The following is a 23,201-nucleotide window of genomic DNA, read 5'->3' as shown; positions in this document are numbered from 1 at the left end:
CCCCGTGGCGTGCCTCGGCGGCGAGCCAGGTTCTACGTGGTTGGGGTGTATTCGGGACGGCGACTCCCACCGATTCCGTCTAGGGCCCTAGACTCCTGGGTACTTCTAGGAGGTGTGGTCATGTCGGACGAGTTGCAGCGGATCACGGCGATCGAGGATCCGTACCTGCTCCTGCGCGAGGTCACGACCCGGTTGGCCGACGCGCAGCAAGAGGTGACCGAACTCGCCCGGCTCCGTCGGCGCGTTGTTCAGGATCTCCATGCGCAAGGGCTCTCGTATGCCCAGATCGCCGAAAAGGCCGGCCTGAGTCGCGGGCGAATCCACCAGATCCGCCACACTGGGCCGGCTCCCGAAGGTGCGTTCCTCGGACGCGGTTCGGTCACTGTCGCAACTCCACTTCGTCGTGACGACGAACGCGGGCGCACGGTCGTCGCCGTGGACGACGTCAGTTCCGGCAAGCGGCTGGAAGACCTCGCGCGCTCCTACGGGCTCGACGTCACCTCGGAGCACGTGCCGGTGAGCGGGGACCTGGACCTCAACCGTGACGGCCTGATTGTCGTCTGCGGTCCGCGTATGTCTCAGCAGATGTGGGACACCTACGCCCAGGATCCCGTACTGCAATGGGAGCGCGTGGAAGGCGGTCCCTGGACGGTCGTCGACCAACGAACCGGCACCGTCCACCGGTCGGGACAGGACGGCGATCCCGCTCGCTCCTACGATGTCGGATACGTCGGCAGGCTGCCGCGCCCCGACGGCAACGGCTCACTGCTTGCCATCGCCGGTATCCACACGCAAGGCTCCCTCGGCGTCGTGCAACTGCTCGCCTCCGACCTCAACGCGCTCTGGGGCCAGGTGGGCGACCATCGCTTCTCCACGCTGGTCGGCGTCGAGTACGACCCGGAGACCAGCGAACCGCAGTCCGTCGAGCTGCTCACTCCTCTCTACCGGCACGACGAGGAGACGTCGGCGTGAGAGTCACCCTCGCCTCGCTGCCCGCAGAACCAGGGCAGGAGAACGAGGATTTCGCCGCCGTCGCTCCCGGCGCTGCCGTGCTCTTGGACGGCGCAGGCGTGGCCGGGGCAGTGACGGGATGTACGCATGGCGTCGCTTGGTTCTCCGCCACGCTGGGCGGGCTGCTGCTGAGCACGATCACGGCGCATCCCGCCCGGCCGCTGGCCGACTGCCTGGCAGACACGATCACGACCGTCCGGTCCCTCCACGAGGACAGTTGCGACCTGACCTATCGGGCCAGTCCCACTAGTACGGTCGCCGCTGTCCGAGCCGATGCGGACGCTCTTGAGTACCTCGTCCTAGGCGACTCGTCCCTACTCCTCGCCGACAAGGCCGGCGAGGTGGTCGCCGTCACCGATCGGCGCCTGGACGAGGTGAGCAAGGAGCTACGCCGCCCGGTCGATGCCCTGCCCACCGGCTCGCCTAAGCATGCCCTTGCGCTGGCCGCATACAGAGACGCTCTCACCAAGCTGCGCAACCGGCCAGGAGGCTTCTGGATCGCCGGGCCGGAGGCGCGAGCTGCTGGGCATGCCCTCACTGGCACAGTGCCACTGGAGTCCCTAACGTCCGTGACACTGCTGAGTGACGGTGCCGCACGACTCGTGGAACGCTTCGAACTCGCCACTTGGCAAGAGACGTTGATCGTTCTCAACTCCTCCGGGCCAGACGAACTGATCGGCAATGTACGAGAAGCCGAGGCCGAGGATCCCTACGGTCGACGCTGGCCACGCGGTAAGACACGGGACGATGCGACCGTTCTTCACTGGGTGCTGCGCTAGCGCGGACCGATGCTAGGAGCCCCTCGTCATGACCCACAGCATCATGTGATGGACATCACATTCCCTGGCCGATATCAGGCTGACCCGGTTCATGGGTTCTAGGGTCCCCGATTGCGGCGGTTTGGATCTGACCTGCGGTTTCCGTGATTTAGATCCCTGCAATTATCGGTTGTCTATCCAACTCCAAAAACAATGCCACCTTTGGACCCGGTCGCGCCCCTAGACAGGACGCCCGATCAGGCCATCTCCGGGTGATAACGTATTTCTTGCTCCCAAGTAGCTGCCTCCGCGTTGAGGCTCGGCTGTGAAGGGAGGTGAAGAGCGGATGACCGCTGGAGAAGAGCCCGACGAGGGTTCAAGGCCGGCGGAGAGGCAGCGTCGAGGGTTCGGGTCGCGCATCAAAAGTGCCCTGAAGCCTGCGGTCGTGGTCGCACAGCTCGTCTACTACGCACTCTGCGTGTGGCGGGAGCTGTAGGGACCTGACCTCGAAAGACGCGAGGGGCTCCACCTGGCAGGGTGGAGCCCCTCAGCCCACTCCGTTCGGTGGGCCCTGTCGCCGATCTTGCGAACCTGTGACGGGGCCCACCCCTCATGTGGACTGCTATCCGCTACGGTAGCACGCTCGTAAATCCAATTAAGCAATCCCCAACCTAATTGGTCGATGCTTACTAGCGTCACATTGCAACCTAGAAAATTTCACAACGGATTAGTGCCGTCGATAGCTAACCCCGCAAAGCTCCACCGTAATCATTGGTGAAAACATCAGGCGCTCGACGCACGTTGATTGTGCCGCGAATTGGACGCCAAAATAACCCCCTCGGGCACCCCCATCACCCGGCGAAGCATCTTGACAGCAACTTCCGGCGGCCGCAGCACAGGCATCTCGGCAGGTCAGACCCGGTACGGCACGGGATGCTAGGTCCACTGACCACAGCAGGGCCCGTTGCCCCAATAGCGACTGAAGCGCTGCCAAGACGACGGGCGATGCGCGAGCTCCGGCCTCACCAGGCACATTTGCCCCGCTCAAGCGAGACGGTTAGCAAGGCCCCAGCCGGCAGCCCAGCATCTTTAGGTAGCCCTCGCCCGGGAGCCACTCGCGACCTTTCGACCACGGCCGCCCACTCGTACAACGAAGGTAGACAGAGTCACCTTTAGGCCCCTGACCTGCTTGTTTGCATCTCAAGATGCCACGGTGGGCCCTCGCAGCCGCCCACGCGCTACCTCGCCCACTCCACCGTGAGAGCAGTCGCCGAGTCCACGTGCCAGACGGGCCACTCCCCGCTAAGCAACTTGCATACCCCCCTAGACAGTTGAGGAGTGCGAGGTCTAATGTTGCCGTCAACCCCCCTAGACAGTAGCGGCGGGCCGCCGCCTAGTTTGTCTAGGGGGGTATCCAAGGTTGCCAAACAGTGAGGTTCACGAAATGCGTGTCATCCCCGTAGACGTCTCGGCCGCGACGCTCCTCGTCACCAAGCTGCCTGAGGTCAAGGTGAAGGACCGTCAGACTGGTGAGATCGCCGTCGACCCGGTGACCAACGACCGGCTCATGGTTCTGGAGCTGGTGTTCATCGCGGCGGGCGGTTCGGACATGATCAAGGTCACCGTTCCCGAGAAGGGCATCGGTGAGGGCCTGGTGATGGGAGCTCCGGTCATCCTGCCCGGCCTGATCGCCCGGCCGTGGGAGAGCGAGTTCGGCGGGCGGATGCGTCACGGCATCGCCTACCGGGCGGACGCGGTCATGGTCAACGCTCCGGCTCCGGTTCAGGGCTGAGCGCCGTGACTAACACCGTCTGGACGCTGACACTGTGCCTGCTGGCACTCGCCGCTCTGCTGGTCCTGCGCCGCCGCGCACCGGTCGCGTTCTGGTGGCTGGTCGGCTACCCGTTCGTCGCGCTGCGCGTGCTCACCACCTACCGGGCCACGATGGACGCGTGCGGCCTGACGGTCCCGGCCTCGGCCGTGCGTCGGGCCACGGCCCGGATGATCGGGCGGGAAGCGGCCCCGGTCCCGCCTCGGCGGTCGCTGCCGTGGCCGACCGGGTCCGGGCTAGTGATGCGGCTGCGCATGGCGACCGGGCAGGCTCCTGAGGACTTCATGGCCTCGGCGGACCGGTTGCGCCATGCCTGGGCCGCGCACGCTGTGCACATCCGTCCGACCAAGCCGGGTTGGCTCGAACTGCGGCTGATCGGCTGGGACGTGCTCTCCGACGTGCAGCCCGCACGGCGGTGGAAGCAGCGCGGGCCGCTCACCCTTCCGCTGGCGCTTCGGGATGACGGACGGTGGCACGTACGGGACTTCCGCGCTGTGCCGCATGAACTCATCCTCGGCGCAACGCAGTCCGGCAAGTCTGTCTACCTGCGGAACCTGGTGTGCGGCCTGGCCCGGCAACGGGTCGTGCTCGTCGGGGTCGACTGCAAATGGGGTGTCGAACTCGCGCCGTTCGCACCCCGGTTGTCCGCGCTCGCCGACACTCCGGACCGGGCGAACGAACTCCTTGACGTCCTGCTGGAAGAGATGGAGGCACGGTTCCGTCTGATCGGTCTCTCGTCCGCTGCGGGACCGGATGCCGTGCTCACCTCGGACGTGTGGGGGCTGCCGGATGAGGTGCGGCCGGTGCCGGTCGTGGTCGTCGTCGACGAGGTCGCCGAACTCTTCCTCGCCGCGAGCCGCGACGACGAGAAGCGACGCGATGCCATGGTCACCAAGCTGATCCGGATCGCCCAGCTCGGGCGTGCGGCCGGCATCTACCTCGAGGTGTGCGGGCAGCGCTTCGGCTCCGAACTCGGCAAGGGCGCGACCATGCTCCGCGCCCAGCTCACTGGCCGCATCTGCCACCGGGTCAATGACGAGTCCTCGGCAAACATGGCGCTCGCCGACATCTCCCCGGAAGCGGCCCTCGCCGCCACCTCCATCCCGGCCGAACGGCCCGGCGTCGCGATCGTCGGCGACTCCTCCGGCGGCTGGTCCCGCGCCCGCTCACCGCACCTCTCCCTCGACGAGGCGGCGGCCATCTGCCGCGACACGGCCGCACTGGTGCCGGAACTGCCACGCCTCGACTCCTTCCGGCCCGCCGTCGCCGTCGAGTCCTCCAAGACGCTCACCCCGGCCGGCGTGCCCACCGCCCGCCCGGTGACCGAGTAACCGCACCACCCTCCCCACGGCCGGCGTGACCGCCTCACGCCAACTCCCTACCCCTCCCATGCCGCGAACAGGAAGGAACCCGAGCCGATGCGCGCCCAGTTGGCCCGTGTGGACGCCGTGATCGTCCAAGCCGTCATCGCGGGTGCCCTGTCCTTCTCGCACCTTCACGACCTCGCCGACGCGGCCGGACAGGGCGGCTGGAAGGCATGGGCCTACCCCGTCTCCGTCGACCTGCTGCTGGTTGCCGCCTGGCGCCAGATGCGGGAACAGCAGCGCGCCGGACAACCGGCCGGGGGACCGCGGCTGTGGTTCCTGATCGCCCTGGCCGCATCCCTCGGGGCCAACATCGCCACCGCCGGGCTCCTCGACCTGGACGACGTCCCCGCGTCGCTCCGCGTCGTGGTGGCCGGCTGGCCCGCCGTCGCCTTCTTCGGCGGAACCCTGCTCGCCCACACGCCACGCACCCCGGACGCGCCGACGGCCACCGCCACGCCCGAGACGGGCACCGAACCAGCCCACGTTCCGGCTGGGGTCGACGCGCCCGAACATGACCCGCTTCCGGCTCAGGCCACCGGCCCGGACTCCGATTCGGAGCTGGCCGTGACCCCCGAACCGGTCGCGGCTGTCCCCGCCTCGGCGCCTGCCCCGGCCGTCACCCTCCCGCCCGCCCTCGTCGACCGCGTCCAGGCCCTGGCCGAGGAACACCGCGCCACCACCGGTCTCGCCGCCGACCCCGACGCCGTCCGTGCCCGGCTCGGCCTGCCCCCGTCCATGACGCCCTCTGTCGCCGCTCACCTCTGAGAAGGGACGAACACCGTGAACCCGCGCTTCCGCAACGTCCGCCGCATCGGCCCCGTACAGGTCGCCTCCTACATCGCCCGCGGCCGCAACCGCCACCTCGCGACCTGCACCGCACCCCGCTGCGACTTCTCCACCGAGTACGACAGCCGCGCCGCAGCCGAACTCGCCGCCCGCACCCACCGCTGCAAGGCCTGAGAAGGAGATCCCGCCATGGACGTCCCGCTCTGGTTCGCCGTCCTCGTCGTCGCTGTCCTCGGCATCCAGCTCGCCCGCCCGCCGTGGTGGCTGGTCGCCCTGCTCCTCCTCGGCGGCTACCTCGTCGCCAACAGCGTCCTCGCTCCCGCCGTCGCCACGCTCCTCGACTGACCGCCCTCAGAAGGGATCACCCGCGTGTTCACGCCGAAGTACCCGCCGCAGGTCACCGCCCCGGTCCCCGCCACTACAACCGTCTACACCCCGGCTCCTTACGTCCCGGCTCCCGCCCCGGTTCCGCCCGCTCCGCCTTCCGCCCGGCCGACGGTTCAGCTCACTCCCGGAAGCGCGCTCGCCCTCGTCGCCGGTGGCAGCGCCGCCGTCCTGGTCGTCGGCGCGGTTCTGGTCTCCATGCTCCTGGCGGTCGCCGTCACCGCCGCTTCGGTGGCTGTCTGCGCGGTCGTCATCCGCTCCATCCTGCTGAAGGGGAACAGGGCGTGACCGACTCCGCCTCCATGGCGGGCCTGGACCCGGCCACCCTCGCCGACGTGCTGAGGCTGGCCGGGTCCCCCGGCTTCGACCGCATTCAAGACCAGATCCGCCGCACCGGCGGCTGCACCGACCCGATCCACCTGCAAGGCACCACTGTTACCCGCGACAAGGTCACCGGACAGGTCCTCCACACCTACAGCACCGACACCGAACCCGGTGGCCGACTCCGAATCGCCTGTGGCAACCGCCGTGCCTCCCGCTGCCCTTCCTGCGCGTGGACCTACGCGGGCGACACCTACCACCTCATCCGCGCCGGACTGGTTGGTGATCCAGCCAAGGGCACCCCGCACACCATCCGCGATCACCCCCGTGTCTTCGCCACCCTGACCGCCCCGTCCTTCGGACCGGTCCACAACCGCCCCGGGAACCGGCCCTGCCGCTGCGGTACCCGCCACACCGAGGATGCGTCCGAACTCGGCACCCCCCTCGCCCCCGCCACCTACGATTACGTGGGCGCGGTGCTGTGGAACAACCACGCATCCGACCTGTGGCGGTACTTCACGATCTACCTCCGCCGCGAGATCGCCCGCCGGGCCGGCCTCACTCAGACGGCCGCCCGCGAAGCCTCCCGCGTCTCCTTCGGCAAGGTCGCCGAATACCAGAAGCGTGGGGCCGTGCACTTTCATGCGGTGATCCGCTTCGACGGACCCGACGGGCCCGACTCGCCTCCTCCGGCCTGGGCCACCCTCGACCTCCTCACCGATGCGATCCGTTCCGCTGCGGCCCGCGTCGTGGTTGACGTCGACCCGGCCGGTGAGCAGCCCGCCCGAAGCCTGCGCTGGGGCACCCAACTCGACGTCCAGCCGATCGGAGCCTTCGGCGACGGCGAGGAGATCACCGAACAGGCCGTTGCCTCGTACGTCGCCAAGTACGCGACAAAAGCCGCTGAAACCACTGGCACCGTAGACCGCCGAGTCGGCAACAAAGAGGCTCTCATCATCCTCGACGTCCCCGAGCACCCCCGCCGACTCATCGAAGCCTGCCTCGACCTACACCCGCTCTACCCAGACCGCAAGCTCCGAGACTGGGCTCACATGCTCGGCTTCCGCGGCCACTTTTCCACCAAGTCCCGCGGCTACTCCACCACCCTCGCCGCACTGCGCCAGACCCGCGCCGACTACCGCGCAGCCCAGCAACGCGAAGCCCTCGGCCTGCCCGACCCCGAAGCCCTGGGGGCAACCACCCTGACCCTCGCCCGCTGGTCCTACGCCGGCCACGGCCACAGCCCCGGTGAATCCTGGCTCGCCTCCAGCATCCGCCGGGACATCGAACTCAACCGCGAGACCGCCCGCGAAGCCCTGCTCGACCAACCCGCCCCACACCAACCCGCCACGGAAGGAGCCGCCGCATGACCACCGCCGCCCCCGAGCTGCTGACCGTGCCGGAAGTCATGATCCGGCTCAAGGTCGGCCGGACCAAGGTCTATGACCTGATCCGCACTCACAGACTGGCGTCCCTCAAGGTCGACGGCTGCCGCCGCATCCCGGACGACGCCGTGCGCGACCTCATCCGCCGTGGGATCGGGGAGGCCGCCTGATGTCCAAGCGTCGCCCCAACGGCGGGGGAACCATCACGAAGCGCAAGGACGGCCGGTATCACGGGGCCGCGTACGTCACGGACACCGACGGCAACCGCGTCCGAAAGTACGTCTACGGCCGCACCTGGGACGAGACGAACGAGAAGCTCGGCAAGCTCCAGGACCAGGAGCGCAACGGCGTCCCTGTGCCGTCCCGTGCCTGGACGCTTGGCGAGTGGCTGGCCTACTGGCTGGAGCACATCATCAGGCCGGAGCGCGAGCACAACACGTACGTGAAGTACGAGTCCAAGCTGCGGCTGTACCTGCTGCCGCACCTCGGTAAGAAGCCTCTGGCCAAGCTGACACCCGCCGAGGTCCGCACCTTCATGGCCACCCTGAAGCGAGAAAAGGTCGGTGCGTCCACCCGCTTCGAGGTGCTGCGTGTCCTCCGGAACGGCCTCAACGCGGCCATGCGCGAGGAGCTGCTGACGCGCAACGTCGCCCTCCTGGTCGACATGCCCAAGGTCAGTAAGGACAAGGGCTCGGCCTGGAACGCGCGTGAGGCGATCACGTTCCTTCGCTCGGCCCGTGCCCACCGCCTCTACGCGGCCGGCGTCCTGGTGCTCGTCCTTGGTCTGCGCCGGGGCGAGATCCTGGGCCTGCGCTGGCAGGACGTCGACTTCGAAGCGGGGCAGTTCACCCCGGTCAAGCAGGTGCAGCGGGTCAAGGGCGTGGGCCTGGTCCTGAAGGACCTCAAGACCGAGTCCTCACAGGCGGTGCTGCCGCTGCCGGAGTTCTGCGCCCGTGTCCTGGAGGAGCGCCGGGAGCTCCAGGAACTGGAACGCAAGATCGCCGGTGAACACTGGGTGCAGGAAGAGGGGCACGACCTGATTTTTTCCTCCGAGCACGGCGGCATGATCGACCCGATGGGCTTCTCACGGACCTTCGATCGCCTCGTGAAGCGGGCCGGTGTGCGGCGCATCACAGTCCGGCTCGCCCGACACACCTGCGGCACCCTGCTCGCCTTCCTGAAGGTGCATCCCAAGGTCGCTCAGGCGATCCTGCGGCACAGCCAGATCAGCATGACCATGGACGTCTATACACACGTTGTGGGCGACGGCGAGCGGGAGGCTGTGGGCATGCTGGCCGAACTCCTGGAGGACCCGCTTATCGGCTGACCGCAGCCATTCACGGCCGTTGATGTCAGCCGTAGATGTCAAAGACCCCCAACCATGATCGATTGGGGGTCTTTGTGCTGGTGGGGCTAACAGGATTTGAACCTGTGGCCTCATCCTTATCAGGGATGCGCTCTAACCAACTGAGCTATAGCCCCGCCGCGCTCTGCGGTGTGTGTCCCGCGCGCTGACTCCTGAAGATTAGCGCACGACGTGCGCAGTCCCAAAATCGATAGTCGCGGGACGCACGGCAGGGTTTGGAACCGCTACGACGGCAAAGGTCACTCGTCCTCGGCCAGCGTCAGTTCGACGCCACCGACGAAGCCCGCGGACAGGTTGTAGATGAACGCGCCGAGCGTCGCGAGCGCGGTCGCGAGGACGACGTCGATGACCGCGATGATCGCCGTGAACATCAGGACGTGGGAGAGCGACAGGAACGACTGCAGGTCGAAGCCGTTCGACTCGTTCGAGCCGGTCGCCTCGGAGACCGTGCCGCCGACCGTGGAGAACACGCCCATCGCGTCCATGACCATCCACAGCACGGCGGCCGCGACGATCGTGCAGATGCCCAGGGCGATGGAGAGCAGGAAGCTGACCTTCATCACCGACCAGGGGTCGGCCTTCGCCACGCGCAGGCGTGCCTTGCGCACCCGGGGCGTGGTGCGGGCGCCGGTTCGCGGACGCCGTACGGCGCCTGCCGCGGCCGGCGCCGCCGGCGTCTGCGTCGGGTAGGCCTGCGGCGGGTGGTAGGGCCCGGCGGGCTGCTGCGGCTGCCGCTCACCGGGGAGCGGCGACGCCTCCTGCTGGGCCTGCGTGCCTCTGGTGTCCGTCACGGTTCCCCCCTGGGATCCCTTCGATCCTTGCGTGTCGGTCGAGGGTGTGGGCGAGTCGACCGCAGCGGGCTTGATGGCCTTCAACTGGGTCGTGTGGGTGTCCGCCGCACGCCCGTCGGCACCCCCGGCGCCCCGCGCGTCGGTCGTACGCGCGTCCCCCGCCGACGCGGCGGAGCCACGGCCGCCGCCGTTCTTTCCCGTACCGGCAGACGTACCGGCGCCCGTGGCTCCGCTCACGATGACTCACTCCTCGTGCTACTCGGACGAGGGCGACTCACCCTCGTCCGTGCCGGTGGTCGTGGCTGCCTCGGCGGTGTCGTCCACGGCGACCACGCCGTCGACCTCCTCCGCCTCGCGCCCCGCCTCGGCGTTACGTGCGATACCGACGACGGCATCGCGCTTGCCCAGGTTGATCAGTTGAACGCCCATGGTGTCACGGCCCGTCTCCCTGACCTCGTTGACTCGCGTACGAATCACACCGCCGGACAGCGTGATGGCGAGGATCTCGTCGGTCTCCTCGACCACCAGCGCGCCGACGAGCGAACCGCGGTCCTCGACGATCTTGGCAGCCTTGATACCCAGGCCGCCGCGACCCTGGACGCGGTACTCGTCGACGGCGGTCCGCTTCGCGTACCCGCCGTCTGTGGCAGTGAACACGAACGTACCGGGTCGAACAACATTCATCGAGAGCAGCTGGTCTCCCTCACGGAAGCTCATGCCCTTGACACCCGAGGTCGCGCGGCCCATGGGCCGCAGGGATTCGTCCGTGGCGGTGAACCGGATCGACTGCGCCTTCTTGCTGATCAGAAGCAGATCGTCGTCGGCCGAGACGAGTTCGGCTCCGATCAGTTCGTCGTCGGAACCGTCCTCCGTCTCACGGAGGTTGATCGCGATGACACCACCGGCACGCGGCGAATCGTAATCCTTCAGAGGCGTCTTCTTGACCAGGCCGCCCTTGGTGGCCAGCACCAGGTAGGGCGCCGCCTCGTAGTCGCGGATCGCGAGAATCTCGGCGATCGCCTCGTCCGGCTGGAAGGCCAGCAGGTTGGCGACGTGCTGTCCACGCGCGTCCCGGCCGGCGTCGGGCAGCTCGTACGCCTTCGCCCGGTACACCCGGCCCTTGTTGGTGAAGAACAGCAGCCAGTGGTGCGTGGTGGAGACGAAGAAGTGGTCGACGATGTCGTCTTCCTTGAGCTTCGCCCCGCGCACGCCCTTGCCGCCGCGCTTCTGGGAGCGGTAGTCGTCCGTCTTCGTGCGCTTGACGTAGCCACCGCGCGAGATGGTGACGACGATGTCCTCCTCGGCGATCAGGTCCTCGATGGACATGTCACCGTCGTAGGGCACCAGCATCGTCTTGCGGTCGTCGCCGTACTTCTCGACGATCGCGGCCAGTTCCTCGCTCACGATGCCGCGCTGGCGGACCGGCGAGGCCAGGATCGCGTTGTACTCGGTGATCTTCGCCTGGAGTTCGTCGTGCTCCTGGATGATCTTCTGGCGCTCCAGGGCGGCCAGTCGGCGCAGCTGCATCTCGAGGATGGCGTTGGCCTGGATCTCGTCGATCTCCAGGAGCTGCATCAGGCCCGTGCGCGCGATGTCGACGGTGTCGCTGCGCCGGATCAGCGCGATGACCTCGTCGATGGCGTCCAGGGCCTTCAGCAGGCCGCGCAGGATGTGCGCCCGCTCCTCGGCCTTGCGCAGCCGGAAGCGCGTACGGCGGACGACGACCTCGATCTGGTGCGTCACCCAGTGGCGGATGAACGCGTCCAGCGAGAGCGTGCGCGGCACCCCGTCGACCAGGGCCAGCATGTTGGCGCCGAAGTTCGACTGGAGGTCCGTGTGCTTGTACAGGTTGTTGAGGACGACCTTGGCGACCGCGTCCCGCTTGAGGACGATGACCAGGCGCTGGCCCGTCCGGGACGACGTCTCGTCACGGACGTCCGCGATGCCGCCGACCTTGCCGTCCTTCACCAGGTCGGCGATCTTCTGCGCGAGGTTGTCGGGGTTGGTCTGGTACGGCAGCTCCGTGACCACCAGGCACTGGCGGTTCTGGATCTCCTCGACCGCGACGACTGCGCGCATCGTGATGGAGCCACGGCCCGTGCGGTACGCCTCCTCGATGCCCTTGCGGCCGACGACGAGTGCCCCGGTCGGGAAGTCGGGGCCCTTGATGCGCTCGATGAGGGCGTCCAGGAGCTCCTCGTGCGAGGCCTCCGGGTTCTCCAGGTACCACTGGGCGCCGGACGCGACCTCGCGCAGGTTGTGCGGCGGGATGTTGGTCGCCATGCCGACCGCGATACCGGCCGAACCGTTGATCAGCAGGTTCGGGAAACGGGCCGGCAGGACGGTCGGCTCCTGGGAGCGGCCGTCGTAGTTGTCCGTGAAGTCGACGGTCTCCTCGTCGATGTCGCGGACCATCTCCATGGACAGCGGCATCATCTTGCACTCGGTGTACCGCATGGCGGCCGCCGGGTCGTTGCCGGGAGAACCGAAGTTGCCGTTGGAGTCGACCAGCGGCATCCGCATCGACCACGGCTGCGCGAGGCGGACCAGCGCGTCGTAGATCGAGGAGTCGCCGTGCGGGTGGTAGTTGCCCATGACGTCGCCGACGACGCGGGCACACTTGTAGAAGCCCTTCTCGGGCCGGTAGCCGCCGTCGTACATGGCGTACAGGACGCGGCGGTGGACGGGCTTGAGGCCGTCCCGGACGTCCGGCAGCGCGCGGGAGACGATGACGGACATGGCGTAGTCGAGGTACGAGCGCTGCATCTCCGTCTCGAGCCCGACGGGCTCGATGCGCATCACGACGTCGCCGCCCTCTTCAGGGGTGACGGGAGTGTTCTCGTCGGTCATTGCTGGTGAGAATCCTTTCTGACGCGGTCAGCTGAGACCGACTCAGATGTCGAGGAAGCGGACGTCCTTGGCGTTGCGCTGGATGAAGGCGCGGCGCGCTTCGACGTCCTCGCCCATCAGGACCGAGAACAGGTCGTCGGCCTGGGCGGCGTCGTCGAGGGTGACCTGGCCGAGAACGCGGTGTTCCTGGTCCATGGTCGTGATGCGCAGTTCCTCGGCGTTCATCTCACCGAGACCCTTGAAGCGCTGGATCGAGTCCTCGCGCACGCGCTTGCCGCGCTGGCGGCCCATCTCGAGCAGCGCGTCGCGCTCCCGGTCGGAGTACGCGTACTCGATGTCCTCCCGGCCCCACTTGATCTTGTAGAGCGGGGGGCGGGAGAGGAACACGTGCCCGGCCTCGACCAGCGGCCGCATGAAGCGGAACAGGAAGGTCAGCAGCAGGGTGTTGATGTGCTGGCCGTCGACATCGGCGTCCGCCATCAGGATGATCTTGTGATAGCGGAGCTTGGAGATGTCGAAGTCCTCGTGCACACCGGTACCGAAGGCGGAGATCAGCGCCTGGATCTCCTGGTTCTGGAGGATCTTGTCGATCCGCGCCTTCTCGACGTTGAGGATCTTGCCCCGGATCGGGAGGATCGCCTGGTACTGCGGGTTACGGCCGGACTTGGCCGAGCCGCCGGCGGAGTCACCCTCGACGATGAAGATCTCGCACTTGATCGGGTCGTTCGACTGGCAGTCGGAGAGCTTGCCCGGCAGGGACGCCGACTCCAGCAGACCCTTGCGGCGGGTCAGGTCGCGGGCCTTGCGGGCCGCCACGCGCGCGGTGGCCGCCTGGATGCCCTTGCGGACGATGTCCGCCGCCTCCACCGGGTTGCGGTCCAGCCAGTCGTTGAGGTGCTCGTAGACCGCCTTCTGGACGAAGGTCTTCGCCTCCGTGTTGCCCAGCTTGGTCTTCGTCTGACCCTCGAACTGAGGCTCGCTCAGCTTGACGGAGATGATCGCCGTCAGACCCTCGCGGATGTCGTCACCCGTGAGGTTGTCGTCCTTCTCCCGCAGCAGCTTCTTGTCGCGCGCGTACTTGTTGACCAGGTTCGTCAGCGCGGAGCGGAAGCCCTCCTCGTGCGTGCCGCCCTCATGCGTGTGGATGATGTTGGCGAAGGAGTACACGCCCTCGCTGTAACCGCTGTTCCACTGCATGGCGACTTCGAGGGAGAGGCTCTTCTCCTTGTCCTCCGCCTCGAGGTCGATCACCGTCGGGTGCACCGCGTCGCCCTTGCGGGAGTTGAGGTACTTCACGAAGTCGACGATGCCGCCCTCGTAGTGGTACGTGACGGTCTTGACCTCGTCCTTCTCGTCCGCACCCGCCTCGTCCGCCCCGGCGGTGGCCTTCGCCGACTCGCGCTCGTCGGTGAGTTTGATCGTCAAACCCTTGTTGAGGAACGCCATCTCCTGGAAGCGCCGCGAGAGCGTCTCGAAGGAGTACTCCGTGGTCTCGAAGATGTCGGCGTCGGCCCAGAAGGTGACCGACGTGCCGGTCTCGTCCGTGGCCTCGTGCTGGACGAGAGGGGCCGTCGGGACGCCCATCTTGTAGTCCTGCGTCCAGCGGTGGCCGTCGGTGCGCACCTCGACCGCGACCTTGCTCGACAGGGCGTTCACGACCGAGACGCCGACGCCGTGCAGACCACCGGAGACCGCGTAGCCGCCGCCGCCGAACTTGCCGCCCGCGTGCAGCACGGTCAGCACGACCTCGATGGCCGGCTTGCCCTCGGACGCCACGATGCCCACCGGGATGCCGCGGCCGTTGTCGATGACACGGACGCCGCCGTCGGCCAGGATCGTGATGTCGATGGTGTCCGCGTGGCCGGCCAGCGCCTCGTCGACCGAGTTGTCGACGACCTCGTACACGAGGTGGTGCAGGCCGCGCTCGCCGGTCGAGCCGATGTACATACCGGGTCGCTTACGGACCGCGTCCAGACCCTCGAGGACGGTAATGGCGCTGGCGTCGTAAGAGGAGGTGACCTCGCTGGTCGAGGCGGCTGCCCCGCCGCTCGCGCCGGCGTCGATGGACGGGATGTTCTCGTTGGGGTTGCCGGAATCGGCCACGAAGCGCCCTTTCTGGCACAGCACCAGCCAGGCTCGTCGGCAGGTTGCCGGAGCGGCTGCGGCATGTTGCGTTGGTAAGCCTTGATCAGCGTTGCTCAGCTTCTCCCGGGCGGTCCCCACGTTCGGGGCGGGATTGGCTTCCAGTCTACCGGTAGCACTGACACTGATGGGTGTTTGCCGGTACCTGAGTCCGCATGTGCCGCCCTCAACCGGTCTCTTCCGGGTCCCGATATACGGAAGGGGGCTCCAAGAGGCTCACGGAGGCACTCAGCCCTTCGAGGCGTCAACCCTTGGCTACTTGGGAGTCACGTCCGGATTCGCACCCGCACGCAGGCACACACGACGAAGGCCGGGCGGTCCTCAGGGGATCCTCCCGGCCTCGAAAAGCGTGACGCACGTCACCCGTAGGTATCGCCGGGACCGGTGCTTCCAGGGGCCCTGAGGGGGCCGTAGCGGCGCGCGGGACCGTTGGGCCCGAGCACCTTGATCAGCTGCACCGTGCCGTGGCCCAGATCCTCGTTGAGACGCGCGACCAGAGTCGGGGCGAGCAGGCGCAGGTTCGTCGCCCAGGCCGTGGAGTCGCAGCGCACGATCAGCGCCCGCTCGTCCTCGTCGTACTTCTCCGGCACGCAGTGCTTCGCGACGTCCTCGCCGACGATCTGCGGCCACCGGCCCATCACACCGCCCACCGCCGCCGGCGCCTCCCACCCGCGCTCGTTGAGCAGCCGGTTGATCGCCGCGCCCAGCGCCATGGGATCGCGGCCGTCCGCGCGCGCGCCGGAGCGCAGACCGCCACCACGACGCGCCTGCTTCTTCTGCTGCGCCGCGTCCCCCCGCGCGCGTGCCTGCTCGCGGGCCGCCCTGAGCGCCACGCGCGCGAGATCGACCCCGGACGGCTCGGGATCCCGCTTCGCGGCGGGCTCGTCGGCGGTCATACGCGCTCCACCGTCCCCTCGGCCACGGCGTACCTGGCCCCCGCGAGCACATGCGGTACGTCGTCGTCGACCGCCGCCGTCACCAGCACCTGCTCGCCCGGCGCCACCAGCTCGGCCAGCCGCTCCCGCCGACGGACGTCCAGCTCTGCGAAGACGTCGTCCAGTACCAGAACCGGCTCGTTGCCCTCCGCCCGCAGCAGGTCGTACGAGGCCAGCCGCAGCGCCAGCGCGTACGACCAGGACTCGCCGTGGGAGGCGTACCCCTTGGCCGGCAACTGGCCGAGCTTGAGGACCACGTCGTCCCGGTGCGGGCCCACCAGCGTCACGCCCCGCTCGATCTCCTGCTTGCGGACGTCCGCGAGCGCGGCCATCAGCTGCCCGTAGAGGTCTTCACGCGTGTGTGCCTCACCGGGCGCGGACGGCTTGTACTCCAGGGCCACGGGACCGCCGCCCGGCGCCAGTTGCTCGTACGCCTTGTCGGCGAGCGGCTGGATCGCGGCGACCAGGTCGAGGCGCTGGGCGAGCAGCTCGGCGCCCACCCGCGCGAGGTGCTGGTCCCACACGTCCAGGGTCGACAGGTCCATGGAGCGGCCGCCGTGCCGTCGGGCGAGCGCGGCCGACTTGAGCAGCGTGTTGCGCTGCTTGAGCACCCTCTCGTAGTCCGAGCGCACACCCGCCATCCGCGGGGAGCGCGCGGTGATCAGCTCGTCGAGGAAACGGCGCCGCTCACCGGGATCGCCCTTGATCAGCGCGAGATCCTCGGGCGCGAACAGCACCGTCCGTACGATGCCCAGCACATCACGGGGCCTGACCTGCGACGACCTGTTGATCCGGGCCCGGTTGGCCTTGCCCGGGTTCAGCTCCAGCTCGATCAGCTGCTGCCGCTCGCCCTGTCTGATCTGCGCCCGGACGATCGCGCGGTCGGCGCCCATGCGGACCAGGGGCGCGTCCGAGGCGACCCGGTGGCTGCCGAGGGTGGCGAGGTATCCGACGGCCTCGACGAGGTTCGTCTTGCCCTGCCCGTTGGGGCCCACGAACGAGGTGACGCCCGGGTCGAGCGGAACCTCGACCCGGGCGTACGAGCGGAAGTCGGCCAGCGACAGATGCGTGACGTGCATGGTCGTTCGCCGACCTCCCCCAGGGTTGTGGATCGCGGGGCGACCCTGTGGATTACTTCTTCTCGACCGCGTGGCCGCCGAACTGGTTGCGCAGCGCCGCGATCATCTTCATCTGCGGCGAGTCCTCCTGGCGGGAGGCGAACCGCGCGAACAGCGAGGCAGTGATGGCGGGCAGCGGCACGGCGTTGTCGATGGCGGCCTCGACCGTCCAGCGGCCCTCGCCGGAGTCCTGCGCGAAGCCGCGCAGCTTGTCGAGGTGCTCGTCCTCGTCGAGAGCGTTGACGGCCAGGTCCAGCAGCCAGGACCGGATGACCGTGCCCTCCTGCCAGGACCGGAAGACCTCGCGCACGTCCGTGACGGAGTCGACCTTCTCCAGCAGCTCCCAGCCCTCGGCGTAGGCCTGCATCATGGCGTACTCGATGCCGTTGTGGACCATCTTCGCGAAGTGGCCGGCGCCGACCTTGCCTGCGTGCACCGCGCCGAAGTCGCCCTCGGGCTTCAGCGCGTCGAAGACGGGCTGCACCTTGGCGACGTGCTCCGCGTCGCCGCCGTACATCAGCGCGTAGCCGTTCTCCAGGCCCCAGACACCGCCGGAGACGCCGCAGTCCACGAAGCCGATGCCCTTGGCGGCCAGTTCCCCGGCGTGCTTCTCGTCGTCCGTCCAGCGGGAGTTGCCGCCGTCCACGACGACGTCGCCCGGCTCCAGCAGCTCGGCGAGCTCGTCGACGGTCGACTGGGTGGCGGCACCGGCCGGAACCATCACCCAGACCACCCGCGGGCCCTTGAGCTTGCCCACAAGCTCTTCCAGGCTGTGGACATCGGCGAGGTCCGGGTTGCGGTCGTATCCGACGACGGTGTGGCCTGCGCGGCGGATCCGCTCGCGCATGTTGCCGCCCATCTTGCCGAGGCCGACGAGACCGAGCTCCATCAGTTGTTCCTTAGGTCGCTGTGTGGCGTGTGGGGCACCTTCGTACCCATGTCCGAGCCTAAACCCGGACGGTCACGCACACCTGTGGGCATACGCGCTCAGACGTACGACCCCACCTGGGGATTCACCGATGGCTCCTCCCCAGGGACCGCCCCGGTCGTCCACGGCCTGTGGACGACCGGCCGGATCACGGCGCCGGCGTCAGCCGCTGAGGCGCACCGGCATGATCAGGTACTTGTAGGCCTCGTCCGCCTCCGCGTCCAGCGCCGGCTTGCCGCTGAGCAGCGCCGGCTTCGTGGACGTCGTGAAGGACAGCTGGGCGACCGGGGAGTCGATGGCGCTCAGGCCGTCCAGCAGGAAGGTCGGGTTGAAGGCGATCGAGATGTCGTCGCCCTCGAGCTGGGCGTCGACCCGCTCCACAGCCTGTGCGTCGTCGCTGGAGCCGGCCTCCAGGATGAGCACACCCTGCTCGAAGCTGAGCCGCACCGGGGTGTTGCGCTCGGCGACCAGGGCCACGCGCTTGACGGCCTCCACGAAGGGGGCGGTCTCGATCACGGCGACGGAGTTGAACTCGGTCGGGAACAGCGTGCGGTACTTCGGGAGGTCGCCCTCCAGGAGGCGGGTCGTCGTACGCCGTCCCGCGCCCTCGAAACCGATCAGGCCCTCGCCGGAGCCGGAGCCGGACAGCGCCAGGATGACGCTGTCGCCGCTCGTGAGCGCCTTGGCGGTGTCCAGGAGCGTCTTGGCGGGCACCAGGGCGACCGCGGAGGCATCCGGGTTCTCCGGCTTCCACAGGAACTCGCGGACCGCGAAGCGGTAGCGGTCGGTGGAGGCCAGCGTGACCGTGTCGCCCTCGATCTCGATGCGCACACCGGTGAGGACCGGCAGCGTGTCGTCACGGCCGGCGGCGATGGCGACCTGGGCGGCCGCGGAGGCGAAGACCTCGCCGGGGACCGTGCCCGTGGCGTTCGGCATCTGCGGCAGGGACGGGTACTCCTCCACAGGCAGGGTGTGGAGGGTGAAGCGCGAGGAGCCGCAGACCACCGTCGCCCGTACACCGTCTGTGGAGATCTCCACCGGACGGTTGGGCAGGGCGCGGCAGATGTCCGCGAGCAGGCGGCCGGAGACGAGGACCGTGCCCTCCTCCTCGACCTCGGTGTCCACGGAGACCCGCGCGGAGACCTCGTAGTCGAAGCTGGACAGGCTCAGCTGGCCGTCCTGGGCCTTCAGCAGCAGGCCGGCGAGGACAGGCGCCGGCGGACGGGCCGGGAGGCTGCGTGCCGCCCAGGCCACGGCCTCCGCGAGTACGTCGCGTTCCACCCGGATCTTCACTCTTGCCGCCTCCTGCTGTTGCCGGCGTTCTCGCCCTGCCTGGCCTTCGTCGTCTGTCTCGGTGTGGTCGGCCCCGGCGAGGGGCAGGACCAACGAGGACCAGTCTGACGCACCGCACTGTCAGTCGGTGCCCCTCGGGGTCAAGTCGTGACGAGGGGCAGCCGGGCACCGAGGAGCGAGTTGTGCACAGGACCCCCTTCTAAACGGATTTCTCGCTCTCTCTAGTCGGGAGTAGTAGTAGGGGCTGTGGAAACGGTGGATAACCTCGTTTTCCCAGCTCAGAGGCAAGATTTTGTCCACCGGGCCTGTGGGCGGAGGCGGTGGACAACTAGGGCCTTCTGTGGAGAACAGAAAGTTCTGCACACTCCGTGCACAGGCGGAGGCGAGTTGTCCCCAGCGGCGTCCCCAGGTTTACCCGGCTTTCCCACAGGCCGACCCGGCACCTTCGTGTGACGCCTTTCACTCGACTCGGTGAGGAGGCGCGCCAGGTTGCCGAACAGTGGACAGACATGTGGAGAAGCCGGTGATCGCTGGGGACAACCGGCCTCAGCCTGTGGGTTGCCGGTGGACAACTCCGTGCACAGCCTGTGGATCATTTCTTTGTCCACAGGCTGTGGAAATCCTTCGTCCACGAATCCACAGCCAGGTGACCTGGTCCAATGGTCCCGCACCGGGAGCGCCTGTGGACACAGTCTGGACAACTTCCCGGTCCCCAGGGTGTGGACGAGAGAAAGTCACCGAATCTGTGGAGAGTGGCCGTAACCCGGCCGGTAATCGAACACCGGGTGAGCAGTGGACGACGGTCGGCGGAGGCGGTTCGGCGCGGGTTCCGCCCCGGATCGGCCTCGGTTCCGCCCCGGTTCCGCCCCGGATCGGCCCCGGACCGGCCTGTCATTAGCGTCGGATCCGCTTTCGTGTCGGCTTGGGCCGGGGCGGGGATCGGCCTTGGACCGGCCTGGGATCGGCCTTGGATCGATGCGGATGGGCCCGGGGATCGGCCTCGGATCGGTGCGGATGGGCCCGGGACGGGGTGGATGGGGGTCGAGACCGGCCTGGGATCGGCATGGATCGGCCTCGGCTTGGCATCGGACAGGGCCTTGATCAAGCACGCGAACGGCTCGGGAGCGGCCGCCGACGGCGCGCGTGCCCGGCCCGTGCTCGCCCTGTGCGTCCGGCCCCTGCCCGCCCACTACCCGCCCCGCGTTCCGCAGTGCCCGCCGCGCGTTCCGCCCCTGTCCGCCCCGCGCTCGGTTCGCGTCCGCCCCGCGTTCCGCCCGTGCCCGCCCGGCGCTCGGCCCCTGCCCGCCTCCTGCCCGCCCCTGCCCGGGCCCGGAGCGGCGGAAGGCGCCCCTGGAGTTCTGCCTCCAGGGGCGCCCTCAGTGACGTCCGTGCGCGCTGTGCGGTGCCGTCAGCCGTTCTTGATGCGGTTGGTCAGCTCGGTGACCTGGTTGTAGATGGAGCGCCGCTCGGCCATCAGATTGCGGATCTTGCGGTCCGCGTGCATGACCGTCGTATGGTCACGCCCACCGAACAGCGCGCCGATCTTCGGCAACGAAAGGTCCGTCAGCTCGCGGCACAGGTACATGGCGATCTGGCGGGCCGTCACCAGGGCGCGCCCGCGCGAGGTGCCGCACAGGTCCTCCACCGTCAGACCGAAATAGTCGGCGGTGGCGCCCATGATGGCCGTCGAGGTGATCTCCGGGGCGGAGTCCTCGCCGCCGGGGATGAGGTCCTTCAGCACGATCTCCGTCAGGCCCAGGTCCACCGGCTGCCGGTTGAGCGACGCGAACGCCGTCACCCGGATCAGCGCGCCCTCCAGCTCGCGGATGTTGCGTGAGATCCGGGACGCGATGAACTCCAGCACCTCCGGCGGCGCGTTCAGCTGCTCCTGGACCGCCTTCTTGCGGAGGATGGCGATCCGCGTCTCCAGCTCGGGCGGCTGCACATCGGTGATCAGGCCCCACTCGAAACGGTTCCGCAGCCGGTCCTCCAGCGTGACCAGCTGCTTCGGCGGCCGGTCGCTGGACAGCACGATCTGCTTGTTCGCGTTGTGGAGCGTGTTGAAGGTGTGGAAGAACTCCTCCTGCGTCGACTCCTTGTCCGCGAGGAACTGGATGTCGTCGACGAGCAGGATGTCCATCTCGCGGTACCGCTTGCGGAAGCTGTCGCCCTTGCCGTCGCGGATCGAGTTGATGAACTCGTTGGTGAACTCCTCGGAGCTCACGTACCGCACACGCGTGCCCGGGTAGAGGCTCCGCGCGTAGTGCCCGATGGCGTGCAGCAGGTGCGTTTTGCCCAGGCCCGACTCCCCGTAGATGAACAGCGGGTTGTAGGCCTTCGCGGGTGCCTCGGCGACGGCGACGGCGGCCGCGTGCGCGAAGCGGTTGGACGCGCCGATGACGAACGTGTCGAAGAGGTACTTCGGGTTCAGGCGGGCGGTCGGCTCACCGGGGCCGGGCGTCGGCGAGGACTGCTTGGCCGACTGCCCGGGCGGGCCGGACTGGCCGGGGCCGGCCGGGCCACCGCGGTGCGGGTGACCGGGACCGGCCGACGGGTCGGACAGCTCACGCCGTCCGCTGTCGCGCTGGTCGTAGTCGGAGCGCGACGGCTCGTACTCCGAGCGCTTCTGCCCGTACGGCGAGGGATCGTACGGCGGCCGCTCCATCGACTGGGGACGGTAGTCCTGCGACGGGGAGCCGTAGGGGTCCTGCTGCGACGGGGCGCCGTACGGGGCCTGGTTCGAGGACCCGCCGTACGTGTCCTGCGACGAGGGGGAGGCGTAGGGGTCCCGCTCCGGGAAGCCGAGCCGCTGCTGCTGCCAGCTGTGCTCGTCCTGCTGCGGTCGCGGCCAGGCGCCCGGCTCGGGGCGCTGGTACTCCGACGGGTACGCGGGCCGTGCGGTGGGCAACTGGTCCGGGCGCGAGCCGGGGAGCTGGTCGCCGGGCGTCGGGGGCAGCTGCTCGGCACGGTGCCGGCCGTAGCCCTCGTACTGGCTTTCGTACGGCTTGTCGTAGCCGCCGTCGTACCGGTTGTCCTGACCCTCGTACCGGTTGTCCTGACCGTCGTAGGGACCGGCGGGGAGCTCCGACTCCTCGTAGCGCGACTGCTGCTGCGTCGGCGGTGCCGGCGGGGTCGGAGGCTCGCCGGCGGAATCGTCGACGGTGATCGCGATGCGGATCGGCCGGCCGCACTCGCGGCTCAGCGTCTCGCTGACGACCGGGGCGAGGCGCCCTTCGAGGACGCCCTTCGCGAACTCGTTCGGCACGGCGAGCAGGGCGGTGTCGGCGACCAGCGCCAGCGGCTGGCAGCGCCGGATCCAGTGCTCGTCCTTCCCCTCGACACCCTGGCCGCGGCCCTCCCCGAGGAGCTGCTCCAGTACTCGTGGCCACACTGCGGCAAGATCGGCAGGCACGTCAGCCACAGGGCACGCTCTCTCGTGGGTCCCACGAACGTGTGGTTGTGGGACGGTCGGGATTCATATCGGCGGGGCGGGGACAAAGGACCGAATCGGAGTCCAGCCACGGTAGTCAGGGCGACGGGTGCGGTTCAAGTTGTTGTCCCCAGCCTGTGGACAGTGTCTCTCGTGACCGCCGGTTTGACCGAATGGCGCAGCCGCGCGTACCGTAACCAGGTCGAGTTGTCGATGGCTGCTGCCGCCTGCCTCCGATGGGCACAGATCACGTCAGGTGATCGGGAAGCGGTGCACTCGGGCGTTTAACCGCGAGCTACCTCGTGGGCGCACGGTGACAGCCAGGACGGCACCCCGCCACCACCGATTGATTTCTGGAGCCCCCGAGTGAGCAAGCGCACCTTCCAGCCGAACAACCGTCGTCGTGCCAAGACCCACGGCTTCCGCCTGCGGATGCGCACCCGTGCCGGTCGCGCGATTCTCGCGAACCGCCGCAGCAAGGGTCGCACCAACCTGTCCGCCTGAG

Annotated in this window: 20 protein-coding genes and 1 tRNA gene; 12 read left to right on the top strand and 9 right to left on the bottom strand. The window is 68.5% G+C overall.

Annotated elements, in window-relative coordinates; all coding sequences use genetic code 11:
* Nucleotides 1–120 precede the first annotated feature (120 nt).
* From QF030_RS21770 to QF030_RS21720, 11 genes are all read left to right on the top strand, one after another.
* Entirely contained in the window at nucleotides 121–972 is an 852-nt protein-coding gene (locus QF030_RS21770) for a sigma factor-like helix-turn-helix DNA-binding protein (protein WP_307164325.1), read from the top strand.
* The gene (locus QF030_RS21765; protein WP_307164324.1) at nucleotides 969–1,790 is read left to right on the top strand and encodes a protein phosphatase 2C domain-containing protein; all 822 of its coding nucleotides are present in this window, start codon (nucleotides 969–971) and stop codon (nucleotides 1,788–1,790) included. Before QF030_RS21770 ends, QF030_RS21765 begins: the two co-directional genes overlap by 4 nt.
* A 1,423-nt stretch (nucleotides 1,791–3,213) precedes the next feature.
* Nucleotides 3,214–3,561, top strand: coding sequence for an SCO3933 family regulatory protein (locus tag QF030_RS21760; RefSeq protein WP_054239926.1), 348 nt, complete (start codon nucleotides 3,214–3,216; stop codon nucleotides 3,559–3,561).
* Nucleotides 3,562–3,566: 5 nt separating this feature from the next.
* Nucleotides 3,567–4,931, top strand: a complete 1,365-nt coding sequence (locus tag QF030_RS21755; RefSeq protein ID WP_307164323.1) for an FtsK/SpoIIIE domain-containing protein — start codon at nucleotides 3,567–3,569, stop codon at nucleotides 4,929–4,931.
* Nucleotides 4,932–5,018: 87 nt separating this feature from the next.
* Nucleotides 5,019–5,732, top strand: a complete 714-nt coding sequence (locus QF030_RS21750; protein WP_307164322.1) for a DUF2637 domain-containing protein — start codon at nucleotides 5,019–5,021, stop codon at nucleotides 5,730–5,732.
* A 15-nt stretch (nucleotides 5,733–5,747) separates the two neighbouring features.
* The gene (locus QF030_RS21745) at nucleotides 5,748–5,927 is read left to right on the top strand and encodes a mobile element transfer protein (protein ID WP_307164321.1); all 180 of its coding nucleotides are present in this window, start codon (nucleotides 5,748–5,750) and stop codon (nucleotides 5,925–5,927) included.
* 15 nt (nucleotides 5,928–5,942) lie between these two features.
* Nucleotides 5,943–6,098, top strand: a complete 156-nt coding sequence (locus QF030_RS21740; protein ID WP_167795700.1) for a hypothetical protein — start codon at nucleotides 5,943–5,945, stop codon at nucleotides 6,096–6,098.
* 24 nt (nucleotides 6,099–6,122) lie between these two features.
* Nucleotides 6,123–6,425: a SpdD protein gene (locus QF030_RS21735; protein WP_307164320.1), complete on the top strand. Its 303-nt coding sequence runs from the start codon at nucleotides 6,123–6,125 to the stop codon at nucleotides 6,423–6,425.
* A complete protein-coding gene (gene repSA / locus QF030_RS21730; protein ID WP_307164319.1) occupies nucleotides 6,422–7,828 on the top strand; it encodes a replication initiator protein RepSA in 1,407 nt (468 codons plus the stop codon). The genes QF030_RS21735 and repSA overlap by 4 nt, the downstream gene beginning before the upstream one ends.
* The gene (locus QF030_RS21725) at nucleotides 7,825–8,013 is read left to right on the top strand and encodes a helix-turn-helix domain-containing protein (RefSeq protein ID WP_307164318.1); all 189 of its coding nucleotides are present in this window, start codon (nucleotides 7,825–7,827) and stop codon (nucleotides 8,011–8,013) included. The genes repSA and QF030_RS21725 overlap by 4 nt, the downstream gene beginning before the upstream one ends.
* The gene (locus QF030_RS21720; protein ID WP_307164317.1) at nucleotides 8,013–9,170 is read left to right on the top strand and encodes a tyrosine-type recombinase/integrase; all 1,158 of its coding nucleotides are present in this window, start codon (nucleotides 8,013–8,015) and stop codon (nucleotides 9,168–9,170) included. Before QF030_RS21725 ends, QF030_RS21720 begins: the two co-directional genes overlap by 1 nt.
* Before the next feature lie 78 nt (nucleotides 9,171–9,248).
* Here QF030_RS21720 and QF030_RS21715 read toward each other — a convergent pair.
* The 9 genes from QF030_RS21715 to dnaA all read right to left on the bottom strand — a co-directional run bounded on the left by QF030_RS21715 (nucleotide 9,249) and on the right by dnaA (nucleotide 22,687).
* Nucleotides 9,249–9,325 (bottom strand) — tRNA-Ile (locus QF030_RS21715).
* Nucleotides 9,326–9,448: 123 nt separating this feature from the next.
* Complete coding sequence (locus QF030_RS21710; protein WP_307164316.1) at nucleotides 9,449–10,237, bottom strand: DUF3566 domain-containing protein; 789 nt, start codon at nucleotides 10,235–10,237, stop codon at nucleotides 9,449–9,451.
* 18 nt (nucleotides 10,238–10,255) lie between these two features.
* Nucleotides 10,256–12,850, bottom strand: a complete 2,595-nt coding sequence (gene gyrA / locus QF030_RS21705; protein WP_307164315.1) for a DNA gyrase subunit A — start codon at nucleotides 12,848–12,850, stop codon at nucleotides 10,256–10,258.
* Between the two features lie 42 nt (nucleotides 12,851–12,892).
* Complete coding sequence (gene gyrB / locus QF030_RS21700) at nucleotides 12,893–14,977, bottom strand: DNA topoisomerase (ATP-hydrolyzing) subunit B (protein WP_307164314.1); 2,085 nt, start codon at nucleotides 14,975–14,977, stop codon at nucleotides 12,893–12,895.
* Nucleotides 14,978–15,351: 374 nt separating this feature from the next.
* Nucleotides 15,352–15,888 carry a DUF721 domain-containing protein gene (locus QF030_RS21695; RefSeq protein ID WP_307164313.1) on the bottom strand — a complete coding sequence of 179 codons (537 nt, stop codon included), beginning with the start codon at nucleotides 15,886–15,888 and terminating at the stop codon, nucleotides 15,352–15,354.
* Nucleotides 15,885–17,006 carry a DNA replication/repair protein RecF gene (gene recF / locus QF030_RS21690; RefSeq protein WP_307164312.1) on the bottom strand — a complete coding sequence of 374 codons (1,122 nt, stop codon included), beginning with the start codon at nucleotides 17,004–17,006 and terminating at the stop codon, nucleotides 15,885–15,887. Before recF ends, QF030_RS21695 begins: the two co-directional genes overlap by 4 nt.
* 52 nt (nucleotides 17,007–17,058) lie before the next feature.
* Nucleotides 17,059–17,934: a phosphogluconate dehydrogenase (NAD(+)-dependent, decarboxylating) gene (gene gnd, locus QF030_RS21685; RefSeq protein ID WP_057606303.1), complete on the bottom strand. Its 876-nt coding sequence runs from the start codon at nucleotides 17,932–17,934 to the stop codon at nucleotides 17,059–17,061.
* Between the two features lie 201 nt (nucleotides 17,935–18,135).
* Entirely contained in the window at nucleotides 18,136–19,266 is a 1,131-nt protein-coding gene (dnaN, locus tag QF030_RS21680) for a DNA polymerase III subunit beta (RefSeq protein ID WP_307164311.1), read from the bottom strand.
* A gap of 1,408 nt (nucleotides 19,267–20,674) precedes the next feature.
* Nucleotides 20,675–22,687: a chromosomal replication initiator protein DnaA gene (dnaA, locus tag QF030_RS21675; RefSeq protein ID WP_307164310.1), complete on the bottom strand. Its 2,013-nt coding sequence runs from the start codon at nucleotides 22,685–22,687 to the stop codon at nucleotides 20,675–20,677.
* Nucleotides 22,688–23,062: 375 nt separating this feature from the next.
* Here dnaA and rpmH point away from each other — a divergent pair, with 375 nt between their 5' ends.
* Nucleotides 23,063–23,200, top strand: coding sequence for a 50S ribosomal protein L34 (rpmH, locus tag QF030_RS21670; protein ID WP_020130646.1), 138 nt, complete (start codon nucleotides 23,063–23,065; stop codon nucleotides 23,198–23,200).
* Nucleotide 23,201: the final 1 nt, after the last annotated feature.

It is taken from the genome of Streptomyces rishiriensis (genome assembly GCF_030815485.1).
Classification (GTDB): domain Bacteria; phylum Actinomycetota; class Actinomycetes; order Streptomycetales; family Streptomycetaceae; genus Streptomyces; species Streptomyces rishiriensis_A.
Note: the sequence above shows the minus strand (reverse complement) of the source record. Positions and strands in the feature narration are given on the sequence as shown.